The sequence below is a fragment of the Streptomyces sp. WZ.A104 genome, from assembly GCF_002382885.1.
Lineage (GTDB): Bacteria > Actinomycetota > Actinomycetes > Streptomycetales > Streptomycetaceae > Streptomyces.
The window spans coordinates 1-17,519 of the sequence record NZ_NWVL01000021.1 but is presented as its reverse complement, the minus strand read 5'-3'; the positions used below and the strand labels follow the sequence as shown (position 1 = coordinate 17,519).

Below are 17,519 nucleotides of genomic sequence, written 5' to 3'. Positions count from 1 at the left end.
AGTGGCCTATCTCATATAAGCCCGATATGTGAGGGAAAACCCCTGATCGCGGCCGTCGTCGGAGCTGGTCGCCGACACCCGTTCCGCGGGTACGGGCATGGTGTGGAGGGTGGGTCAGGGCCTCCATGTCTTCCGCGCGCTTCCGCGCACTTCGGGGCGGCTGAGGTGAGGTCGCCCACGCGGCCGGATATGGTCGCGGTCGCGTCACTGACTTCCCCGACGCGCTCGCCGCGGACCCGGCAGGCTCCTCCGCGAGGGCAACCGCAGGCCGTGGACGGGCGCCGTCGAGTCCGTCGGGGACGGCAGCGGCCGCTGCGGCTCCACCTCGGCCTTGGCGCTCCGGCGCCGTACGCATAGCGTCACGGGTACCAGCCAGCAAGCGCCAGTGCGAGAGAGGCCGCCCGTGCCGCACACCCGCCCGTCCCCGGAACCAGGCTCCGAAGGCGCCGCAGCCCGCGCGGAACGCGCCGAGCGCGCTGCCCGAGCCGCGCGCGTCGCTGCCGCACTCACCGCGCCCGGCGCCCCCTTCGCCGTGGTGCGGGGTGAGCGGGGGGTGCTGGAGTACGCCGACGGGCCCCGCACGCTCCGGGAGTTCGTGGAGGCCACCTGGGCCTTCGGGGACGCGCCGTTCCTGATCGCGGGGGAGCGGACGTACACGTACGGGGAGTTCTTCGCCGCCGCCTCGGCCCTGGCCGTCCGGCTCCACGAGCGGTACGGGCTGCGACCCGGTGACCGGGCCGTCGTCGCGATGCGGAACCACCCCGAGTGGCAGATCGCCTTCTGGGCCGCCCAGCTGGCCGGTCTCGTCGCCGTACCGCTCAACGCCTGGTGGACCGAGGGCGAGTTCACCCACGCCCTCGACGACTGCGGCCCCGGGGTGCTCCTCGTGGACGGGGAGCGGCTCGGGCGGGTCGCGGGCTGGGCGCGGCGGACCGGGACGCGTGTCGTTCTCTTCCACGGCTCCCACGCGGAGGGGAGTACGGAGGGGAGTGGGGCCGAGGGGCTGCGCGTCGAGCGGTACGAGGACTTCCCCGCCCCCGATCCGCTGGCCGCGCCGCCCGACGTGGTGCCCCGGCCCGAGGACGACGCCACGGTCCTCTACACCTCGGGCACCACCGGCCGCCCCAAGGGCGCTGTGGCCACCCAGCTCGCCCAGGCCGGGGCCGCGCTCAACTCCCGCTACCAGGCGGCGGCCTCCGCCCTGGCGCGGGGAGTCATCCCCGGGCAGGGGGCCGCCCCGGTCTCCCTGATGACGTTCCCCTTCTTCCACGTCGCCGCGTTCACCGGGTTCTACGGGGTGATGGCCGCGGGCGGCACCCTCGTCCTGATGCACCGGTGGGACGCGGACGAGGCGCTGCGCCTGATCCGTACGCACCGCGTCACGCACTTCTCCGGTGTCCCCACCACCGGGCTCCGACTGCTGGAGGCCGCCGACCGGACGGGGGCGGGCGACGAGCTGGAGAGCCTCACCCTGTTCAGCACCGGAGGCGCCGCCGCCCCGCCCGCCCTGGTCGCCCGGCTCACCGCCCGGTACGGCGAGCGCGTCGAGCCCCGTACCGGTTACGGACTGACCGAGACCAGTGGCGGGGTCCTCGCGCACAACGGGGCCGGCTACCGCGCCGAGCCCGGTGGCGCGGGCCGCCCGACCCCGGTCACCGAGACGCGGGTCGCCGGCCCTTCGGGCGAGGAGCTGCCCGACGGGGAGCCGGGCGAGTTGTGGCTGCGCGGCCAGTCGCTGTTCCGCGGCTACTGGCGCGACGCGGCGGCGACCGAGGAGGCCTTCGCCGACGGCGGCTGGTTCCGTACGGGGGATCTCGCCGTACGGAACGAGGGGCGGGTCAGCGTCGTCGACCGGATCAAGGACGTGGTGATCCGCGGCGGCGAGAACGTGTACGGCGCCGAGGTCGAGGGCGTCCTGCACGACCATCCCGACGTGTGCGACGCGGCCGTCCTCGGTATCCCGCACCCGGTGCTGGGGGAGGAGGTGGCCGCCGTCGTCCGCCCGCGCACGGGGTCCCGGGTCACCGGCGAGGCCCTGCGGGCGCACGTCGGGCGCTCGCTCGCCGCGTTCAAGGTGCCTACGCGGGTGCTGCTCACCGACGAGCCGCTCCCGCGCAACGCCACCGGCAAGCTCCTCAAGCACGAGCTCCGGGGCCGATTCGCGGCGCCTGGCTCCGGGGGACCGTTCGCGGGGTCCGGCTCAGGGGAACGGTTCGCGGGGCCAGGTACCGGCTCCGGCCCCGATCCTGCCCCTGCCCCTGCCCCTGCCCCTGCCCCTGCCCCTGCCCCCGACTCCGCCTCCGCCTCCGATCAGTCCCCCGCGCCGCTCACGGACGTGTGACCCGCACCCGGTAGTTGCCGCGGTCGTCCTCGTCGAGCACGGATATCCGCACACCGTTGGCCCGGTCGGTGAACGTCTGGCCGGGGCGGAACGGTGCGTCCGACAGTTCGGCGTGGACGTTCGGCCGCCGGGTGCAGCCGCCGCTGTCCTCGGTGGCGTCGGCGACGGAGACCGGCCCCTGGCCCGTGTCCACATCGGAGCTCACCTTGTAGATCAGCACCCCGGGACGGCAGACCGCGTCGTCGTTGCCGCCTGCCGTGCGTACCTCCACGGCATAGCCGGACTGGGTGCTCAGCGGGACGAAGGCGAGCTTGGTGCCGCCCTCGGTGGCCAGCGGGCCGAGCGTGTGCTCGCTGACGCCGGGCTGCGAGGCGCAGCTGATCTGCTCGTTGTCGAGCCAGCCCAGCTTCCACTTGTGCCAGGCCAGGAAGTCGTTGTTGGCGCCCCAGTCCTCGGACATGATGTCCCAGTGTCCGACCGAGCCCCCGCCCTCCATCGTGTAGAGGTCGGGCAGCCCGAAGACATGGCCGTTCTCGTGCGGCAGGACGCGGTAGCCGGTCTCGGCGTACGAACCCGATCCGTCGTCCTGGCGGCTGTAGACGAAGGACGTGTTGGAGAGCGGGACGCCGTCGGCGGTCGGGGCGTCGTCGTTGCCGGAGAAGGTCACCGAGAGCACGGTGTCCAGAGCGGAGGGCCCGGCGTTCGGGGTGACCAGGATGTTGACCAGGTCGTACGCGGAGAAGTCGACCTCCGGGTCGGCGGCCGCGACGATGTCCTTGACCAGCTGGCGGTAGCCCGGCTCGAACGGTGAGCCGCGCTCTATCCCGTACTCCGTGAACGGCAGCGGCATCCGCAGCCAGTCCTTGAGGGGGGCCTCGGGGCGGTAGACGAGGCGGCCGTAGGAGCTGGTCGCGAACCAGTCGGAGGTCTGTGGGAAGAACTCCGCGAACCGGTCCATCGCCGGTTCGGCGCCCTCCGCGTCCGGGAAGTCGATCATCAGGTTGAGCGCCCTGACGTCGCCGGTCGACCGGGCGTAACCGGGCGGGGTCGGCATGCCCTCGGACATCTGCACACCCATGACCGTGGAGATCCGGCAGGGCGCGAGCGCGGAGTCCGGGGACGTGGCCGCCGGACCCGCCGAGGCGCGACCGCCCGTCGGGAGGGTGGTGCTCGCCGATGCCATGGCCGCTATGACCAGGGCGGTCGCCCCGGCCAGGGCGACCGGGCGGTGGTGTCTGCGTATGCGGTGGCGAGGCTGCTGCATAGAGGCGCCTTCGGGGTCCGCGGCAGTCGGCCGACCTGACTGCGCTCTGGCGATCAGCCTGTGCCGGGCGGTCCGGGGGCGCTCGCTGGGTGCGCCGATCGGAGGTTTTTCCTCGTCAGGCGATGTGATTCAGGTCACATGCGATGAGGGAAATAAGTGGGGAGTCGCTCCCCGTTTGCATACGTGTCCCCACTAACCGGGGAATCGGTCCCCGGTTACGTGAGGGGGCCGACCGGCTGCGCAGAGGCAGCGGAGTCGCTGGTAACGGGAAGCAGAGGGAGGGCTGTCGTCGTGAACTGCGTGGCCGAGAACGTCGCTGGGACCGTCACTGAGGGCGCCGCCGAGAACACCGCACCGGCGGCACAGTGCCGTTCGTCCCGCCCGCGGGCCGACGCGCTGCGCAACCGTGAGCGGATCGTGAGCGCCGCGCGCGAGCTCTTCGTCGAGTTCGGGCCCGAGGTGCCGCTCGACGACGTCGCCCGGCGGGCCGGCGTCGGCAACGCCACGCTCTACCGCAACTTCCCCGACCGGTCCGCCCTCATCCACGAGGTCGTCCTCGCGGTCACCTCCCGTACCACCAGCCGGGCCGAAGAGGCCGTCGCCGCCGAGGCCGACCCGTTCGCCGCGCTCAGCCGTTTCGTGCACGCGGCCGCCGACGAACGGATCGGCGCCCTGTGCCCGATGCTCTCCGGCGTCTTCGACCAGGACCACCCCGACCTGCTCGCCGAGCGCCGACGCCTCGAAGAGGCCGTCGGGGGGCTCGTGAGGCGCGCCATGTCCGCGGGGCGGCTGCGTGCCGACATCGGCGTCGGTGACGTATTCGTCGTCCTCTCCCAGCTCACCCGGCCGCTCCCCGGCATCGCCTGCCAGGGCATCGACCGGTTCACCCACCGCCATCTGCAGCTTTTCCTGGACGGACTGGAAGCCCCGGCCCGCTCCGAACTGCCCGGATCGGCGGCCACTTTGGAGGATCTGCGGCGCCGCCCCTGACGCCCGCCCCGAACTGAACCTTCCGGTCCCGCTTCTCCTCGCCTGAACACGGCCTCGTACGTCCACGTCTACGTCCGCGTCACCATCCACGTCCACGTCCACGTCACGTACCGGCAGCCCACGTAACCGTCGCGCGTACGGCACAGCCCGTACCGACGACGCTCGCCTCATGACGCCCTCGGCGCCTTCATACGTCCTTAGGTGGCTACACCCATGTCGAAAACGGCCGACACCGCACTGCCCGATCCCAGCCGACTTCCCGATACCGGCCGACTTCCCGATCCCGGCCGCTGGAAGGCGCTGGCCTTCATCGCGCTCGCCCAGCTGATGGTCGTCCTCGACGCCACCATCGTGAACATCGCACTGCCCTCCGCCCAGGCCGACCTGGGCATCTCCGACGGCAACAAGCAGTGGGTCATCACGGCCTACGCACTCGCCTTCGGCGGGCTCCTCCTCTTCGGCGGCCGGATCGCCGACCTCTGGGGCCGTAGGCGCACCTTCGTCGTCGGACTGATCGGCTTCGCGCTGGCCTCCGCGCTCGGCGGGGCGGCCCAGAACGAGGCGATGATGTTCGGCTCCCGGGCCCTCCAGGGTGTCTTCGGCGCCCTGCTCGCCCCGGCCGCCCTCTCCCTGCTCGCCGTGATGTTCACCGACGCCAAGGAGCGCGCCAAGGCCTTCGGTATCTACGGGGCCATCGCCGGTGGCGGTGGCGCGGTCGGGCTGATCCTCGGCGGCTTCCTCACCGAGTACCTGAACTGGCGCTGGACGTTCTTCGTCAACATCCCGTTCGCCGTCGTCGCCGCCGCGGGCGCGTACTTCGTCATCCGCGAGCCGTCCGGCACCCGCAACCGCGCGTCGCTCGACATCCCCGGCGTCGTCCTCTCCACTCTCGGCCTGGTCGCCCTGGTCTACGGCTTCACCCGCGCCGAGTCGGCCGGCTGGTCGGACGGGCTGACCGTCACCATGTTCATCGCCTCCGCCGTCCTCCTGATCGCCTTCGTCGTGACGGAGGCGTTGGTGAAGTCCCCGCTGCTGCCGCTGCGCGTGCTCACCGAGCGCAACCGGGGCGGGGTCTACCTCTCGCTGGGTCTCGCGATCATCGCGATGTTCGGGCTGTTCCTCTTCCTGACCTACTACCTCCAGGTCGTGAAGGGCTACTCCCCGGTCACGACCGGGTTCGCGTTCCTCCCGATGATCGCGGGCATGATCATCGGCTCCACCCAGATCGGTACCCGGCTGATGACCCGGGTTCCGCCGCGCCTGCTGATGGGCCCCGGCTTCCTGGTCGCCGCGACAGGCATGCTGCTGCTGACCCAGCTGGACCTGAACACCAGCTACGCGGCGGTCATCCTGCCCGGCCAGCTGCTGCTCGGCCTCGGTATGGGTACGGCGTTCATGCCCGCCATGTCCCTGGCCACGCACGGCATCGAGCCGCGTGACGCGGGGGTGGCCTCCGCGATGGTCAACACCTCGCAGCAGGTCGGCGGCGCCATCGGCACCGCTCTGCTGAACACCATCGCCGCCAGCGCCACCACCGCGTACGTCGCCGACCACGCGGCCCGCGCCACGGACCCGGAGCTCCTGGAGCTCCAGGCCATGGTCAGCGGCTTCTCCGCCGCGATCTGGTGGGCGGTCGGCATCCTGGTCGCCGCCTCCGCGATCGCGGCCGTCCTGATCAACACCGGCCGCCCGGGGGCGGGTCCGGGCGGTGCGTCCGGCGGCAACGCCGAGGGTGCCGACGGTGCCGAGGACGAGTTCCGGATCCCGGTCGTCGCCCACTGACGCCGTACGGCACCTGGAGCGTCGCCCCTCTGCCCTGGTTCCGCCGCTCAGCGGAGCCAGGGCAGATCCGCGTCCGGGCCCTCCGGTTCCAGGCCGGTGGCGAGCACCCGCATGATCTCCCCGAGGCTGCGCACCTGCTCGGGCGTGAGCCGGTCGAACATCGCCTGACGTACGGCGTCGACATGGCCCGGCGCCGAGCGTCGGAGCATCGCGTACCCGTCGTCCGTGAGGACCGCGTTCTGACCCCGCTTGTCGGAGGGGCAGTCCTCGCGGCGCACCCAGCCGTTCTTCTCCAGCCGGGCGATGGCGTGCGAGAGCCGGGAGCGGGTGATCTTGGCGTTCCGGGCGAGTTCCGTCATCCGCATCCGGCGCCTGGGCGCCTGGGAGAGCTGGACGAGCAGTCCGTAGTAGATGTGCGGCATGCCGGCGTCGCGCTGGAGCTGGCGATCGAGGTGATCCTCCAGCAGCGTGGTGGCATGCAGATAGGCGCGCCAGACGCGCTGCTCCTCGTCGGTGAGCCAGCGCGTCGCGCTGGTGGATGCCGTGGTCATGGACTCCACTGTACGACCTTTTCTTGAAAGTTTAACTAGATAGGGCTAAGGTCTCCGGAGGTGGGAACTTGAAGTTTCAAGATCCCTGCGGGATGCCTGAGGGATTCCTGTCGGAGAAGGAATCCCGCGGGACTCCGGTGGAGTTCCGCAGGGCCCCTGGACAACGATCCCCCGGATGACCTAGGGAAACCACGCTCGTACGAACTCGTCCCGAGTTCTGTGGATGGGAGTGAGTGCCATGACAGCCACCGCGGAGCGCATGCCCGCCCTCTATCTCTCGCACGGCGCCCCGCCGCTGGCCGACGACCCCGTCTGGCCCGGCCAGCTCGCCGCCTGGTCCGCCGCCCTGCCCCGCCCGCGCGCGATCCTCATCGTCTCCGCGCACTGGGAGGAGGCGCCGCTCGCACTCGGGGCCACCGAGACCGTGCCGCTCGTGTACGACTTCTGGGGCTTCCCCGAGCACTACTACCGGGTGCGGTACGGAGCCCCCGGCGCCCCGCAGCTCGCCGACAGCGTCCGGGGGCTCCTGCGCGGCGCCGGTACGCCGGTCCAGGACATTCCGGACCGGGGACTCGACCACGGGGCCTACGTACCGCTGGTGGAGATGTTCCCGGACGCCGACATCCCCGTACTCCAGATCTCCCTGCCGACGCTCGACCCGCAGAAGCTGATGGACGTCGGGCGCAAGCTCGCCCCGCTGCGCGACGAGGGCGTGCTCATCGTGGGCAGCGGCTTCTTCACCCACAACCTGGCCGCCCTGCGGCACACCGGCGGCGGCGTCCCCGGCTGGTCGGCGGAGTTCGACGACTGGGGCGACCGCGCACTGCGGGCGCAGGACATCGACGCGCTGCTCGACTTCGAGCACACGTCACCCGCCGGGAAGCTGGCTCACCCCCGCACCGAGCACTTCGCCCCGCTGTTCGTGACGCTCGGCGCGGCCGAGGACGAGCTGGACAGGGGGCGGAGCGTCATCGACGGCTTCTGGATGGGACTGGCGAAGCGCTCGGTGCAGTTCGGCTGATCCGGCGCAGTCCGGCTGCCCCGGTGCGGTGCGGTGCGGTGCGGTGCGGGGCGGTGCTGTGCGGTTCGGCTGAGGGGCCGGGGGAGCTTGAGGGTCTCAGAAGACCGGTGTGTTCAGCTCGATCGAGCGCAGGGCGGCGGCGAACGCGGTCCTGTCGCCGACGTCCAGCGCCGTGTCGACGAACTTGATGGTGTGGTCGTCCCCGTGCGCCGCCGCCCGGGCGAACAGCTCCTCCGCGTCCGTAGCGCCCTCGGCCCCGGGAGTCCGAGCGGGGGCATCGAGGGAACTTTCGCGGAGAGGGGGCGCGTAGGCGGCGGTAACCGCCGCGCTCGCCGCCCAGGCCGCCCCCAGGCTCGGCCCCCACAGGGCCCGGGGAAGCGCGGGCAGGGTCCGGAGCACCGCGTTGGGCGCGGTCGCCGCGTGGACCAGCATCACCGGCTCACCGTGCCCGTGGGTGGCGTACCGGTGGGTGGCGGCCCGGACCAGCTCACGGAGTGCGGAGCGGGCCTCCTCCGGCTCGGCCGGCTCCTGCCCCGGCCAGTGGGGGAGGCCGGTCAGCTGCGCGAACCGGGCCAGGATGCCGCCGCTCGGATCGGGCACCAGCGGAACCCGGTCCAGGGCAGCCGCCGCGCTCGGGGCCGGGCCGAGGAGTTCCAGGGCCGGCAGCGGCTGGTGGCGGGCGGCCCAGTAGCCGAGCCCGTGGGCCAGCTCCCGCACGCGCGGCGCGGTCTCCTCGCCCGCCAGCAGGGTCCGTACGGAGTGGCCCACCCGGATCACCGGATGCGTGGCACCCGCCGCGATACCGGGCAGCAGCCGGGGCCACCACTCAGCCAGGACATCACGCCAGGGGCGGTCGGCCGTCTCCCGTTCGAAGTACCCGGTCCAGTCGGCGACGCGACGGGGATCGCCCAGCGCCTCGCGCCAGTTCCGCACGGTCACCGGGGCTGCGCTGCCCGGCATCTCCTCCAGCTTGGGGCCGTAGCGGTCCAGCCATCGCTGCACCACCGGTGCCTGACCGCGCCGCACCAGGGCCTCCACGGCCATCGGCGCGTGATTGCTCAGCCAGCCGTCGCGCTCCGGCCCCGAGGCGTGGAGGCGCTCCAGAGCTTCGTCGAGGGTGCCCGTGGTGTCGTCGTCCATGCCGATCACGCTCCCGTGGTGTCGTCCGTGCGGGCCGCTGCGTGCGAGTCACTCCGTGCGGGGCACTTCCTGCCCGTCACTCCGTGCCCGTCACGCCGTGCCCGTCACGCCGTGCCTGTTACGCCGTGCCTGTTACTTCGTGGCGGTCACGCTAGGGCGGCGCAGGACCCGACGGAACGGGCCGGGGCCCTAGGACTTCGGGCCGAGCTCATGCTCGTACCAGGGCGCGTCCCCGTGCCGGCCGAACTTCCGGCCCACCGTGTCGGGGCCGCAGTGGACGCTCGGCTCGATGGAGGCGCCGTAGGGGGCTGCTGGTGGCGTACCCCGGGACGCGGTGGCCGTGGGCATCCCGGGCAACCAGAAGGCGGTGCGGTCCGTCTTCCGGGTGGGAGCGCAGCCACGGGAGCCGCCGCTCCGGAGTGAGGGGGCCGAGGAGTGAAGGGGGCCGTGTCGAATGTGAGCGCGGTCTCATGGACGTCGCGGTTGCAGATCTCGGTCCAGGGCACCGGATCTGCTTCGGTACCGGTTCTGACCTGCACGTCCATGCGCATCTCCGGCGTGCCGCCTCCTGGTGGGGTCGAACAGGGTACTGCATGATCGCGAAAATGAATGCGTGGCATGGGAATTCTGTCCGGATTCCAGTCGTTGTTTCCATCGGATGCAGGGCACCCGAGAGGGTGTCGCGACCTACTCAGCAAGGGAGCACGCATGGCAACCCGTGCCGTCGCCCGTCGTACGTCCGCCACTTCCGGTGGGACCGACCGGGCAAGCAGTGTTCGCGCCGTGGGCGGGGAAATCGCCGATCGCGACCTGGTCGGCATGTACCTGGACGAGATCGCCCGCACACCGCTGCTCGACGCCGCCAAGGAGGTCGACCTCTCCCAGACCATAGAGGCGGGCGTGTACGCCCAGAAGATCCTCGACGGCGAGGTGGAGAGCGACGCGGGCGGGGCGAAGCGCGAAGAGCTGGAGGCGCTGGTCGCCGAGGGCGAGCGCGCCAAGGACATATTCATCCGCTCCAACCTCCGACTCGTCGTCGCCGTGGCCCGCCGCTACCCGCGCGCGGGGCTCCCCCTGCTCGACCTGATCCAGGAGGGCAACGCCGGCCTGGTCCGCGCGGTCGAGAAGTTCGACTACGCCAAGGGCTTCAAGTTCTCCACGTATGCCACCTGGTGGATCCGGCAGGCCATCACCCGGTCCATCGCCGACCAGTCCCGCACGATCCGGCTCCCCGTCCACCTGGTGGAGGAGCTCGGCCGGATCCGCCGGGTCCAGCGCGAGTTCAACCGCGAGCACGGGCGCGACCCGGAGCACGCGGAGATAGCCGCCGAGCTCGACTCCAACGCCGAGCGCGTCGGCAACGTCCTGGACTGGGCCCGCGACCCGGTCAGCCTCAACATGTCCGTGGACGACGACGGCGACACCCAGTTCGGCGACCTGCTGGAGGACACCTCCGCCGTCTCGCCCGAGCAGTCCGTGATGACCCTGCTCCGCAGCGAGGAGCTGGAGGACCTGATCGGCAAGCTCGACAACAGGACGGCCTCGATCATCAAGATGAGGTACGGCATCGAGGACGGCCGTGAGCGGACCCTGACCGAAGTGGGCAAGCAGCATGGCCTCACACGGGAGCGGATCCGCCAGATCGAGAAGCACGCACTCCTCGAATTGAAGCGAATGGCTCACGACACGGGCTTTGACGCTGCGGCGTGAGCCAATAACCCGTAATCTCCCCATCAAGCCGGTTCGCACCGGCCGACCGACCGGGTCTTTCCGGTCACCCGACCGGTTTTCCCCGGTCCCTGAGCTGAGCCCCGGCGCCCACCCCCCCCCCGGCGCCGGGGCTCATCCCTGTTCCGGGGCGTCTCCCCGTTCTGGGGCGTCGCTCCGCATCGGGTGTGCGGGCGGGTGCCTGGCGGCGCGGGTCAGCCGGGTGCCCAGGTTCTCCAGATACGCCACCAGCTGCGGCGGCCCCGCCACGGAGAACTCGCAGTCCACCAGCGCCAGCCGCAGCGCCACCCACTCCAGCGAATCGGTGCACGAGGCCCGCAGCCGGCATCCGCCCTCCCCGTCCGGCTCCGGCGTACCGAGCGTCGCGGGCAGCCGCGCCGCCACGAACTCCGCCGGAGCGCCGAACCGCACGTCCAGGCGCAGCTCCGGCTGCATCCGCCGCATCGACCGGGCCAGGAACCTCGCCGCGTCCCCCTCGCCGTTCGGCTCCTTGCCATGGCCGCCGTCCGCCCGGCCACCGCCGCCACTGCCGCCACCGTCCGGGCCGCCCTCCACCGGCAGCGGCCGCGGGGCGAACCTGGCACCCGTCGCGAACGGCTCGCCGACCCGGTCCACCCGGAACGTCCGCCAGTCCTCCCTGCCCAGGTCGTACGCCACCAGATACCAGCGCTGCCCGGTGCTCACCAGCCGGTACGGCTCGACCTGCCGCTTCGTCCGGGTGCCGTCCCCGCTGCGGTACGCGAACCTCAGCCGCTCCCGCCCGGTCGCCGCCGAGGCCAGCGTCGTCAGGGTCCGCGGGTCGATGGTGGAACCGTCGCCCCTGGTCAGCGGCACCGTGGCGGTCTGGAGCGCGGAGACCCGGTGCCGCAGCCGCGAGGGCAGCACCTGCTCCAGCTTCGCCAGTGCCCGTACGGAGGCCTCGTCGACGCCCTCGATGGCGTGCCCCGCCCCGGCCCGCAGTCCCACCGCGATGGCCACCGCCTCCTCGTCGTCCAGCAGCAGAGGCGGCATGGCGGCGCCCGCGACCAGGCGATAGCCGCCCACCGAACCGCGCGAGGCCTCGACCGGGTAGCCCAGGTCCCGCAGCCGGTCGATATCGCGGCGGATCGTGCGCGGACTGACGTCGAGGCGGTCGGCCAGCTCCCCGCCCGGCCACTCGCGCGGGGTCTGGAGGAGCGACAGCAACTTCAGCAGGCGTGCCGGGGTATCGGACATGACCCCAGGGTGCCGGATCATCAGGTCATGACCTGACCTAATGGGCACTTATGTTCTCCCCATGCCTTCTTCCGCACCCCCGCCGTCCGCGGCGTCGCCCCTCGCGGCATCCACCGCCCCCGCACCGCCCGCACCCCCCGCACCGGTGCGAACAGCGGTCGCACCCGCGCCCGCCCCCGTCGACCGGCGGCGCTGGTTCGCGCTCGCCATCGTGATGACCGCGGCCTTCATGGACCTGGTCGACGTCACGATCGTCAACATCGCGATCCCCAGCATCACGCGCGACACCGGGGCCTCCGTCTCCGCGATCCAGTGGATCACCGCCGGATACGCCCTCGCGTTCGCGGCCGGGCTGATCACGGGCGGCCGGCTCGGCGACATCTACGGGCGCAAGCGGCTCTTCCTCATCGGCATCGGCGGATTCACCGTGGCCTCGGCCCTGTGCGGTTTCGCGGGCAGTCCGGAGATACTCGTCGCCGCCCGCATCCTTCAGGGCGGCACGGCCGCGCTGATGGTGCCGCAGGTGCTGTCGATCGTGCACGCCACCTTCCCGGCGCACGAACGCGGCAAGGTGTTCGGCCTCTTCGGCGCGGTCGTCGGGCTCGGGGCGGTCTCCGGGCCGCTGCTGGGCGCACTGCTCACCGAGTGGGACCTCTTCGGGCTCGGCTGGCGGCCGATCTTCCTGATCAACCTGCCCGTCGGCATCGCCGGACTGGTCCTCGGCGCGAAGTTCATCACCGAGTCCAAGGCCCCCAAGGCGGTCCGCCTGGACCTGGTGGGCGTCGTCCTGGTCACGCTGGCCATGCTGATGCTCATCTACCCGCTCACCCGGGGCCACGAGCTGGACTGGCCGGTGTGGGGCCATGTGTCGATGGTGGGCAGCCTGTTCGTCTTCGGGGCCCTCGTCGTGCACCAGCGGCAGAAGGCGCTGACCGACGGCTCGCCGCTGGTCGAGCTGTCCCTGTTCCGGGTCAAGAGCTTCGCCGCGGGGATCGCCGTGCAGCTCACCTTCGGCATCGGCCTCGGCATCTTCTTCCTGGTCTGGACCCTCTACATGCAGATGGGCCTCGGCTGGAGCGTGCTGCGCGCGGGCACGACGGGCATCCCGTTCTCCATCGCCGTCTCGGTGGCCGCCGGGATCTCCGTACAGAAGCTCGTACCCCGCTTCGGCCGCAAGGTCCTCCAGGCCGGCGCGCTCCTCATGATCGCCGGGCTGCTGATCTACCTCTGGGAGGCCGAGCACTACGGCATGGCCATCACCCCCTGGCAGATGGCGGTGCCGCTGGTCGTCATGGGCATCGGGATGGGCCTGATCGTGGCGCCGCTGACCGACGCGATCCTCTCCGAAGTGCCCAAGGAACACGCCGGTTCGGCATCCGGGCTGATCAACACCGTGCAGCAGATGGGGACGGCACTCGGCCTCGGCCTCGTGTCCGTCGTGTTCTTCGGCGCGATCGGAGACCGCCTGGCCCCAGAGGCGATCGGCCCGGCCTTCGTCGACGCCTTCCAGCAGTCGCTGCGGTGGGTCGCCGGAGTACTCGCGGTGATCTTCCTGGTGATGTTCGCGCTGCCCGCCCGACCGCGCGCCCATGCGGAGGCGGACGCGAACTGACGGCGGGGCGGACGCTGACTGCCCGGTGAAGGCCGAGGCGAACCGCCCCGCGCGGACGGCTGCCCCGGTCCCGGCGACGACTCGCCGGGGCCGGGGCCGGGACGGTAGCCGGGTCCGTAGCTGGGGCAGGGCCGTAGCCAGGGCTGGATCTGCTGACCGGGTCCGACGAGTCGTCGTTGAGATCAGCAGATCTGCGTGCGGCTCTCCATCGCCGAACGGGCGGCGTCCTCGTCCTCGTACACCTCGCACATATGGCGGCCGTCGGGCGTCGCCGTGTGCTCGACCTCCCACAGGCTCGTCTCACTGCCGTCGAGCAGCAGGAACGCGTGCTCGTACAGCGTGAATCCGGCCTCCTGGCCGTCGACCCGGCACTGCCGCCCGAAGATCTGGGTGATGTGGTGGGCGAACGCGGCCCGGAGCAGCGAGGCCTTCCGCTCGCCCGGCCGGTCGGCGTTCTCCGCGCGGCGCAGCACCCGGCGGGCGTGGTCCGCGGAATTGTCGGGGGCATACGTCCGGGGGAGCGGGGCCGGCGGGGCGGACATCAAAACCGACAGCATCTCCATCTCCCCCTGACCGCCCTCCTCGCCGAAGACCGGGGTGTCGGAGCAGCTCCCGGCGAGGCGGGACGCGGCGATGCGGGCGTCGCCCTCCACGTCGTACAACTCGTGCCGACGCGGGGCCCGGACGTCCCGGCCGCCGCTGTGCACCAGCTCCCAGAGGGTCAGGGCGGAGCCGTCGGCGAGGAGATACGTGTGGCGGTAGGTCTCGCGGTGCAGTACGGAGCTGTGGTGCGACGAATGCAGCGAACTGCTGTGCGCCAGCGCCGAACCGAGGCGGTCGACCGTGCTGTCGGGAAGGTCGAAAGAGTTGAGGGCGCGTCGCAGGAGTCGGTCGAGGTGTTGCTCGGTTGTCTCGTACGGATCGCTCAAGGTGCTGTCTCCAGGCCGTCGCCGCGTGTTACTTGATGCGTGCTCAACGTAGTCCCTGAGTCTGACATCGTGACCGGGGTTCGTGAAAACGTAGGGCGCACGCAGAAAGTTCCCCCGGTGTTCCCGGCGTATTTCGGGCGGTTGGGATGAACTCCCTTGTACAGGCGCCAAGTCGGCCGCCCCGCGCGCCCCTCACCCGCGCCGCACGCCCCCCTCGCATCCGGCAGGGGCGTGCTGGTCGCCGTACAGCTCCGTGTACGAGAGGAACGTCCCGCCCGGCCCCGTGACCGTACGGGCCGCTCGCACCGCCTTCACGATGGCGCGGGCCAGCACATCCGCGCCCGCCGCCAGGATCTCGTTGACCGCGACCGGGTCCTGCGAGGGCACCGGCACCCGCCCCGTGGCGAGCGTGAACACCGTGTCCCCGTCGGTCAGCATATGGACCGGGCGCACCGCTCGGGCCAGCCCGTCGTGGGCGGTGCCCGCCAGCTTCTGGGCCTGAGCCCTGACCAGATCCGCGTCCGTGGCGACCACCGCGATCGTCGTGTTGAACGGCGGCGCCCCGCCCCCGGCCGCCTCCGTCGCCTCCCGCTCCCGCGCCAGCCGCCGCAGCGCCTCCGCGTGGACCTCGGCCGGGGGGTACGCGGGCGGCTCCGCCGGCCGGGGATGCGCGGGCGACTCCGACCCGGCCCCGTACTCCCCGAACAGCACCCCGGTCCGGGGGTCGACCACCGAACCCGCCGCGTTCACCGCGACCAGGGCCGCCACCGTCACGCCCGACGCCAGACGTACGCTCGCCGTGCCGATCCCGCCCTTGAGCTGCCCGGCCACCGCCCCCGTACCCGCCCCCACACCGCCCTCGGCGACCGGCTCCCCGGGGCCCGTCGCGGCCGCCGCCTCCACCGCCGCGCGCCCGGTCGACGCGTCGGGCCGGGTCCGCCAGTCACCGCCCCGGCCGAGGTCGAAGAGGGCGGCGGCCGGAACGACCGGCACCACCTGGGCGGGGTCCGCGCCGACCTGGACACCCCGGCCCCGCTCCTCCAGCCAGGCCATCACGCCGGACGCGGCGTCGAGCCCGTACGCACTGCCGCCCGTGAGGACGACCGCGTCGACCCGCTGCACCAGATTGCGCGGGTCCAGTGCGTCCGTCTCCCGCGTCCCCGGCCCGCCGCCCCGCACGTCCACGGCGGCCACCGCGCCCCCTTCGGGCGCCAGGACGACGGTCGTACCGCTCAACGCGCCCGCACCGGCGACCTCGGCATGCCCGACGCGGATACCGGCCACGTCCGTCAACGCGTCGAGCAGCGGCGGGTTGCCGGGGGCCCGGTTTTCGGAAGCCCGGTTCTCAGGGGTCTGGTCCTCGCGGGGCATCGGGCGGCTCCTCACGTCGGCGCGGGGGGTGTGCGTCGAACGTACCGGCGGGCGGGGCGTGATGCGTACGGTCCCGCGCGTCCCAGATTTCGTGAAGGCGTTCACAACCGCGCAAGGGTCCAAGGTTCCGCACGAAACCACAGCTCAGCGGTGCTGCGAGGCGCACGGTCCGGTTCAGGCGGGACCTTGGGCTCTCGGGCGGGGGCCTGCTCGATCCGAAGGACCGCTGACGGCCGCCTCCCGGCCCCCCCGGCGGCTCACGTCTCCCCGTGAGCCGCCGTACCCTGGAAGCATGAGCGCCGCCCCCGCCCCCCGCCCGCGCGATGCGAAGCAGCAGCAGCCATCGGGGCAGCTGCCTGAGGAACCGAAGCCCAAGCCGGTTCTGGTCTTCGACGATCCGCTGGACCGGCAGTCCGCGGACGATACGGACCAGGGGTGGGGTGAGCGGCCTCTCGCCGGTGGCAGCGCCGCCGACCTCGCCCGCTTTCTGGACGAGAAGCCACCCCACCACATCTGAGCCGGTGCGCGGCGGGCTACCGGTCCCCGCCCGGGAGGCCGCCGGGCCCCGCCCCACCGGAGCCGTCCGGCGCACCGCCGGTGCGCTGTGCGAGCAGGGCGTCGCGGATCTCCTTCAGCACCTCCAGCTCGCTGACCTCCAGCGTCTCCTGCACCCCGTCCTTGGCGGCCTGCATCGCCGCCCGCCTGGCCAGATACTTGGCCATCGGCAGCACCACCAGGAAGTACACGACGGCGGCGGTGATCAGGAAGCTGAGGGTGGCGCTGAGCACCGAGCCCCACAGCATTCTGATCCCCTCCATCTCCCCGGTCTGCGGGTTCGTGGTGCAGGGGCCCTGGAGGCAGGAGCTGTAGCTGTCCAGGTCCTGCGTGCCGAACGCACCGACGAGCGGATTGATGATGCCCTTGACGAACGCGTTCACGATGTTGGTGAACGCCGCACCGATGACGACAGCCACCGCGAGGTCGACCACATTGCCGCGTGTCAGGAAGGCCTTGAAGCCCTCCAGCAGACTGACCTTCTTCTCGCTCACAGGTGAGCCTTCTTTCGCATGTGCGGTGACGGGAGCAAACTGCTCCGTCACCTAAGGCGGCAGAAGGAGGCACTGTCCAATCCGCTAATTCGCACGGGTGACTTGATGGCGTGTCAGTTCGCATCGGAAACCGCCACGGCCAGTCGGCCCGACGCGCCCGCGCCCAGCAGCGCCGTGGCCGTCGACCGCTCCACGGACAGCACCACCAAGGCCCCTGGGGCCCCCGCCGCCGGCCCGCGCGCACTGTCGTCCGGCACCTTCGCCACGCGCGCACCTCGTGCCACAACGTGTGCGTCGTCGCCCGTGTCACCGACCGCGATCACATCGACCCGGTCTCCCGGCCGCAGCAGGTGCACCGTCTCCGCGTCCGCGATCCGCACCGGCGCGGAGACCAGCCGCACCGACGGCCGCCCGGCGCCCGCCGGGGCATCCGACGCCGCTGCCTTCCCGTCGGCCCCGCCGCCCAGGCCGCTGGTGGCCAGCGCGGCACCCGCCAGGGCGAGCCCCGCGGCCGCCGCCCGTCGCT

The 17,519-nt window shown here is 72.1% G+C and carries 16 protein-coding genes; 7 read left to right on the top strand and 9 right to left on the bottom strand.

Annotated elements, in window-relative coordinates; genetic code table 11:
- The first annotated feature begins 403 nt into the window (after positions 1–403).
- Complete coding sequence (locus tag CIB93_RS13790) at positions 404–2,341, top strand: class I adenylate-forming enzyme family protein (RefSeq protein ID WP_096627093.1); 1,938 nt, start codon at positions 404–406, stop codon at positions 2,339–2,341.
- Here the strand turns inward: CIB93_RS13790 and CIB93_RS13785 are convergent.
- Positions 2,328–3,605, bottom strand: coding sequence for a M6 family metalloprotease domain-containing protein (locus CIB93_RS13785; RefSeq protein ID WP_096627092.1), 1,278 nt, complete (start codon positions 3,603–3,605; stop codon positions 2,328–2,330). The genes CIB93_RS13790 and CIB93_RS13785 overlap by 14 nt on opposite strands.
- Positions 3,606–3,896: 291 nt before the next feature.
- On the opposite strand from CIB93_RS13785, the gene CIB93_RS13780 reads away from it, so the two are divergent.
- Together CIB93_RS13780 and CIB93_RS13775 are read left to right on the top strand one after the other, a co-directional pair.
- Positions 3,897–4,595, top strand: a complete 699-nt coding sequence (locus tag CIB93_RS13780) for a TetR/AcrR family transcriptional regulator (protein WP_257002175.1) — start codon at positions 3,897–3,899, stop codon at positions 4,593–4,595.
- 213 nt (positions 4,596–4,808) lie between these two features.
- On the top strand, positions 4,809–6,377 hold the full coding sequence (locus CIB93_RS13775; protein ID WP_096627091.1) for an MFS transporter: 1,569 nt from the start codon (positions 4,809–4,811) through the stop codon (positions 6,375–6,377).
- A gap of 47 nt (positions 6,378–6,424) precedes the next feature.
- On the opposite strand, the gene CIB93_RS13770 is transcribed toward CIB93_RS13775, so the two are convergent.
- Positions 6,425–6,937, bottom strand: coding sequence for a MarR family winged helix-turn-helix transcriptional regulator (locus tag CIB93_RS13770; RefSeq protein ID WP_179500093.1), 513 nt, complete (start codon positions 6,935–6,937; stop codon positions 6,425–6,427).
- Positions 6,938–7,166: 229 nt separating this feature from the next.
- Here CIB93_RS13770 and CIB93_RS13765 point away from each other — a divergent pair, with 229 nt between their 5' ends.
- Complete coding sequence (locus tag CIB93_RS13765) at positions 7,167–7,949, top strand: dioxygenase (RefSeq protein ID WP_096627090.1); 783 nt, start codon at positions 7,167–7,169, stop codon at positions 7,947–7,949.
- A 96-nt stretch (positions 7,950–8,045) separates the two neighbouring features.
- Here the strand turns inward: CIB93_RS13765 and CIB93_RS13760 are convergent, their stop codons facing one another.
- Positions 8,046–9,089 carry a questin oxidase family protein gene (locus CIB93_RS13760; protein ID WP_096627089.1) on the bottom strand — a complete coding sequence of 348 codons (1,044 nt, stop codon included), beginning with the start codon at positions 9,087–9,089 and terminating at the stop codon, positions 8,046–8,048.
- Positions 9,090–9,278: 189 nt separating this feature from the next.
- Positions 9,279–9,437, bottom strand: coding sequence for a hypothetical protein (locus tag CIB93_RS39610; RefSeq protein ID WP_373558745.1), 159 nt, complete (start codon positions 9,435–9,437; stop codon positions 9,279–9,281).
- A 360-nt stretch (positions 9,438–9,797) separates the two neighbouring features.
- Here CIB93_RS39610 and CIB93_RS13750 point away from each other — a divergent pair, with 360 nt between their 5' ends.
- The gene (locus CIB93_RS13750) at positions 9,798–10,799 is read left to right on the top strand and encodes an RNA polymerase sigma factor RpoD/SigA (protein ID WP_096627088.1); all 1,002 of its coding nucleotides are present in this window, start codon (positions 9,798–9,800) and stop codon (positions 10,797–10,799) included.
- Positions 10,800–10,931: 132 nt separating this feature from the next.
- Here CIB93_RS13750 and CIB93_RS13745 read toward each other — a convergent pair whose 3' ends face one another.
- Positions 10,932–12,032: a YafY family protein gene (locus CIB93_RS13745; protein ID WP_257002174.1), complete on the bottom strand. Its 1,101-nt coding sequence runs from the start codon at positions 12,030–12,032 to the stop codon at positions 10,932–10,934.
- A 61-nt stretch (positions 12,033–12,093) separates the two neighbouring features.
- Between CIB93_RS13745 and CIB93_RS13740 the strand changes: the two genes are divergently transcribed.
- Positions 12,094–13,644, top strand: coding sequence for an MFS transporter (locus CIB93_RS13740; RefSeq protein WP_373558744.1), 1,551 nt, complete (start codon positions 12,094–12,096; stop codon positions 13,642–13,644).
- 182 nt (positions 13,645–13,826) lie between these two features.
- On the opposite strand, the gene CIB93_RS13735 is transcribed toward CIB93_RS13740, so the two are convergent.
- Both CIB93_RS13735 and CIB93_RS13730 read right to left on the bottom strand, forming a co-directional pair.
- Complete coding sequence (locus CIB93_RS13735; protein ID WP_096627085.1) at positions 13,827–14,573, bottom strand: DUF6227 family protein; 747 nt, start codon at positions 14,571–14,573, stop codon at positions 13,827–13,829.
- Between the two features lie 192 nt (positions 14,574–14,765).
- Positions 14,766–15,944: a P1 family peptidase gene (locus tag CIB93_RS13730; protein WP_257002173.1), complete on the bottom strand. Its 1,179-nt coding sequence runs from the start codon at positions 15,942–15,944 to the stop codon at positions 14,766–14,768.
- A gap of 292 nt (positions 15,945–16,236) precedes the next feature.
- Between CIB93_RS13730 and CIB93_RS13725 the strand changes: the two genes are divergently transcribed.
- On the top strand, positions 16,237–16,461 hold the full coding sequence (locus CIB93_RS13725; protein ID WP_096627084.1) for a hypothetical protein: 225 nt from the start codon (positions 16,237–16,239) through the stop codon (positions 16,459–16,461).
- A 16-nt stretch (positions 16,462–16,477) separates the two neighbouring features.
- Here CIB93_RS13725 and CIB93_RS13720 read toward each other — a convergent pair whose 3' ends face one another.
- Positions 16,478–16,993, bottom strand: coding sequence for an MscL family protein (locus CIB93_RS13720; protein WP_096627083.1), 516 nt, complete (start codon positions 16,991–16,993; stop codon positions 16,478–16,480).
- 113 nt (positions 16,994–17,106) lie between these two features.
- The coding region (locus CIB93_RS13715; RefSeq protein WP_257002172.1) for a hypothetical protein at positions 17,107–17,519 on the bottom strand (413 nt) is incomplete at its 5' end.

What these genes read in the sequence shown, in the direction of transcription:
- CIB93_RS13785 (WP_096627092.1), bottom strand. Translation starts at nt 3,605, where the DNA reads ATGCAGCAGCCTCGCCACCGCATACGCAGACACCACCGCCCGGTCGCC.
- CIB93_RS13775 (WP_096627091.1), top strand. Translation starts at nt 4,809, where the DNA reads ATGTCGAAAACGGCCGACACCGCACTGCCCGATCCCAGCCGACTTCCC.
- CIB93_RS13765 (WP_096627090.1), top strand. Translation starts at nt 7,167, where the DNA reads ATGACAGCCACCGCGGAGCGCATGCCCGCCCTCTATCTCTCGCACGGC.
- CIB93_RS13760 (WP_096627089.1), bottom strand. Translation starts at nt 9,089, where the DNA reads ATGGACGACGACACCACGGGCACCCTCGACGAAGCTCTGGAGCGCCTC.
- CIB93_RS39610 (WP_373558745.1), bottom strand. Translation starts at nt 9,437, where the DNA reads ATGCCCACGGCCACCGCGTCCCGGGGTACGCCACCAGCAGCCCCCTAC.
- CIB93_RS13750 (WP_096627088.1), top strand. Translation starts at nt 9,798, where the DNA reads ATGGCAACCCGTGCCGTCGCCCGTCGTACGTCCGCCACTTCCGGTGGG.
- CIB93_RS13745 (WP_257002174.1), bottom strand. Translation starts at nt 12,032, where the DNA reads ATGTCCGATACCCCGGCACGCCTGCTGAAGTTGCTGTCGCTCCTCCAG.
- CIB93_RS13740 (WP_373558744.1), top strand. Translation starts at nt 12,094, where the DNA reads ATGCCTTCTTCCGCACCCCCGCCGTCCGCGGCGTCGCCCCTCGCGGCA.
- CIB93_RS13730 (WP_257002173.1), bottom strand. Translation starts at nt 15,944, where the DNA reads ATGCCCCGCGAGGACCAGACCCCTGAGAACCGGGCTTCCGAAAACCGG.
- CIB93_RS13725 (WP_096627084.1), top strand. Translation starts at nt 16,237, where the DNA reads ATGAGCGCCGCCCCCGCCCCCCGCCCGCGCGATGCGAAGCAGCAGCAG.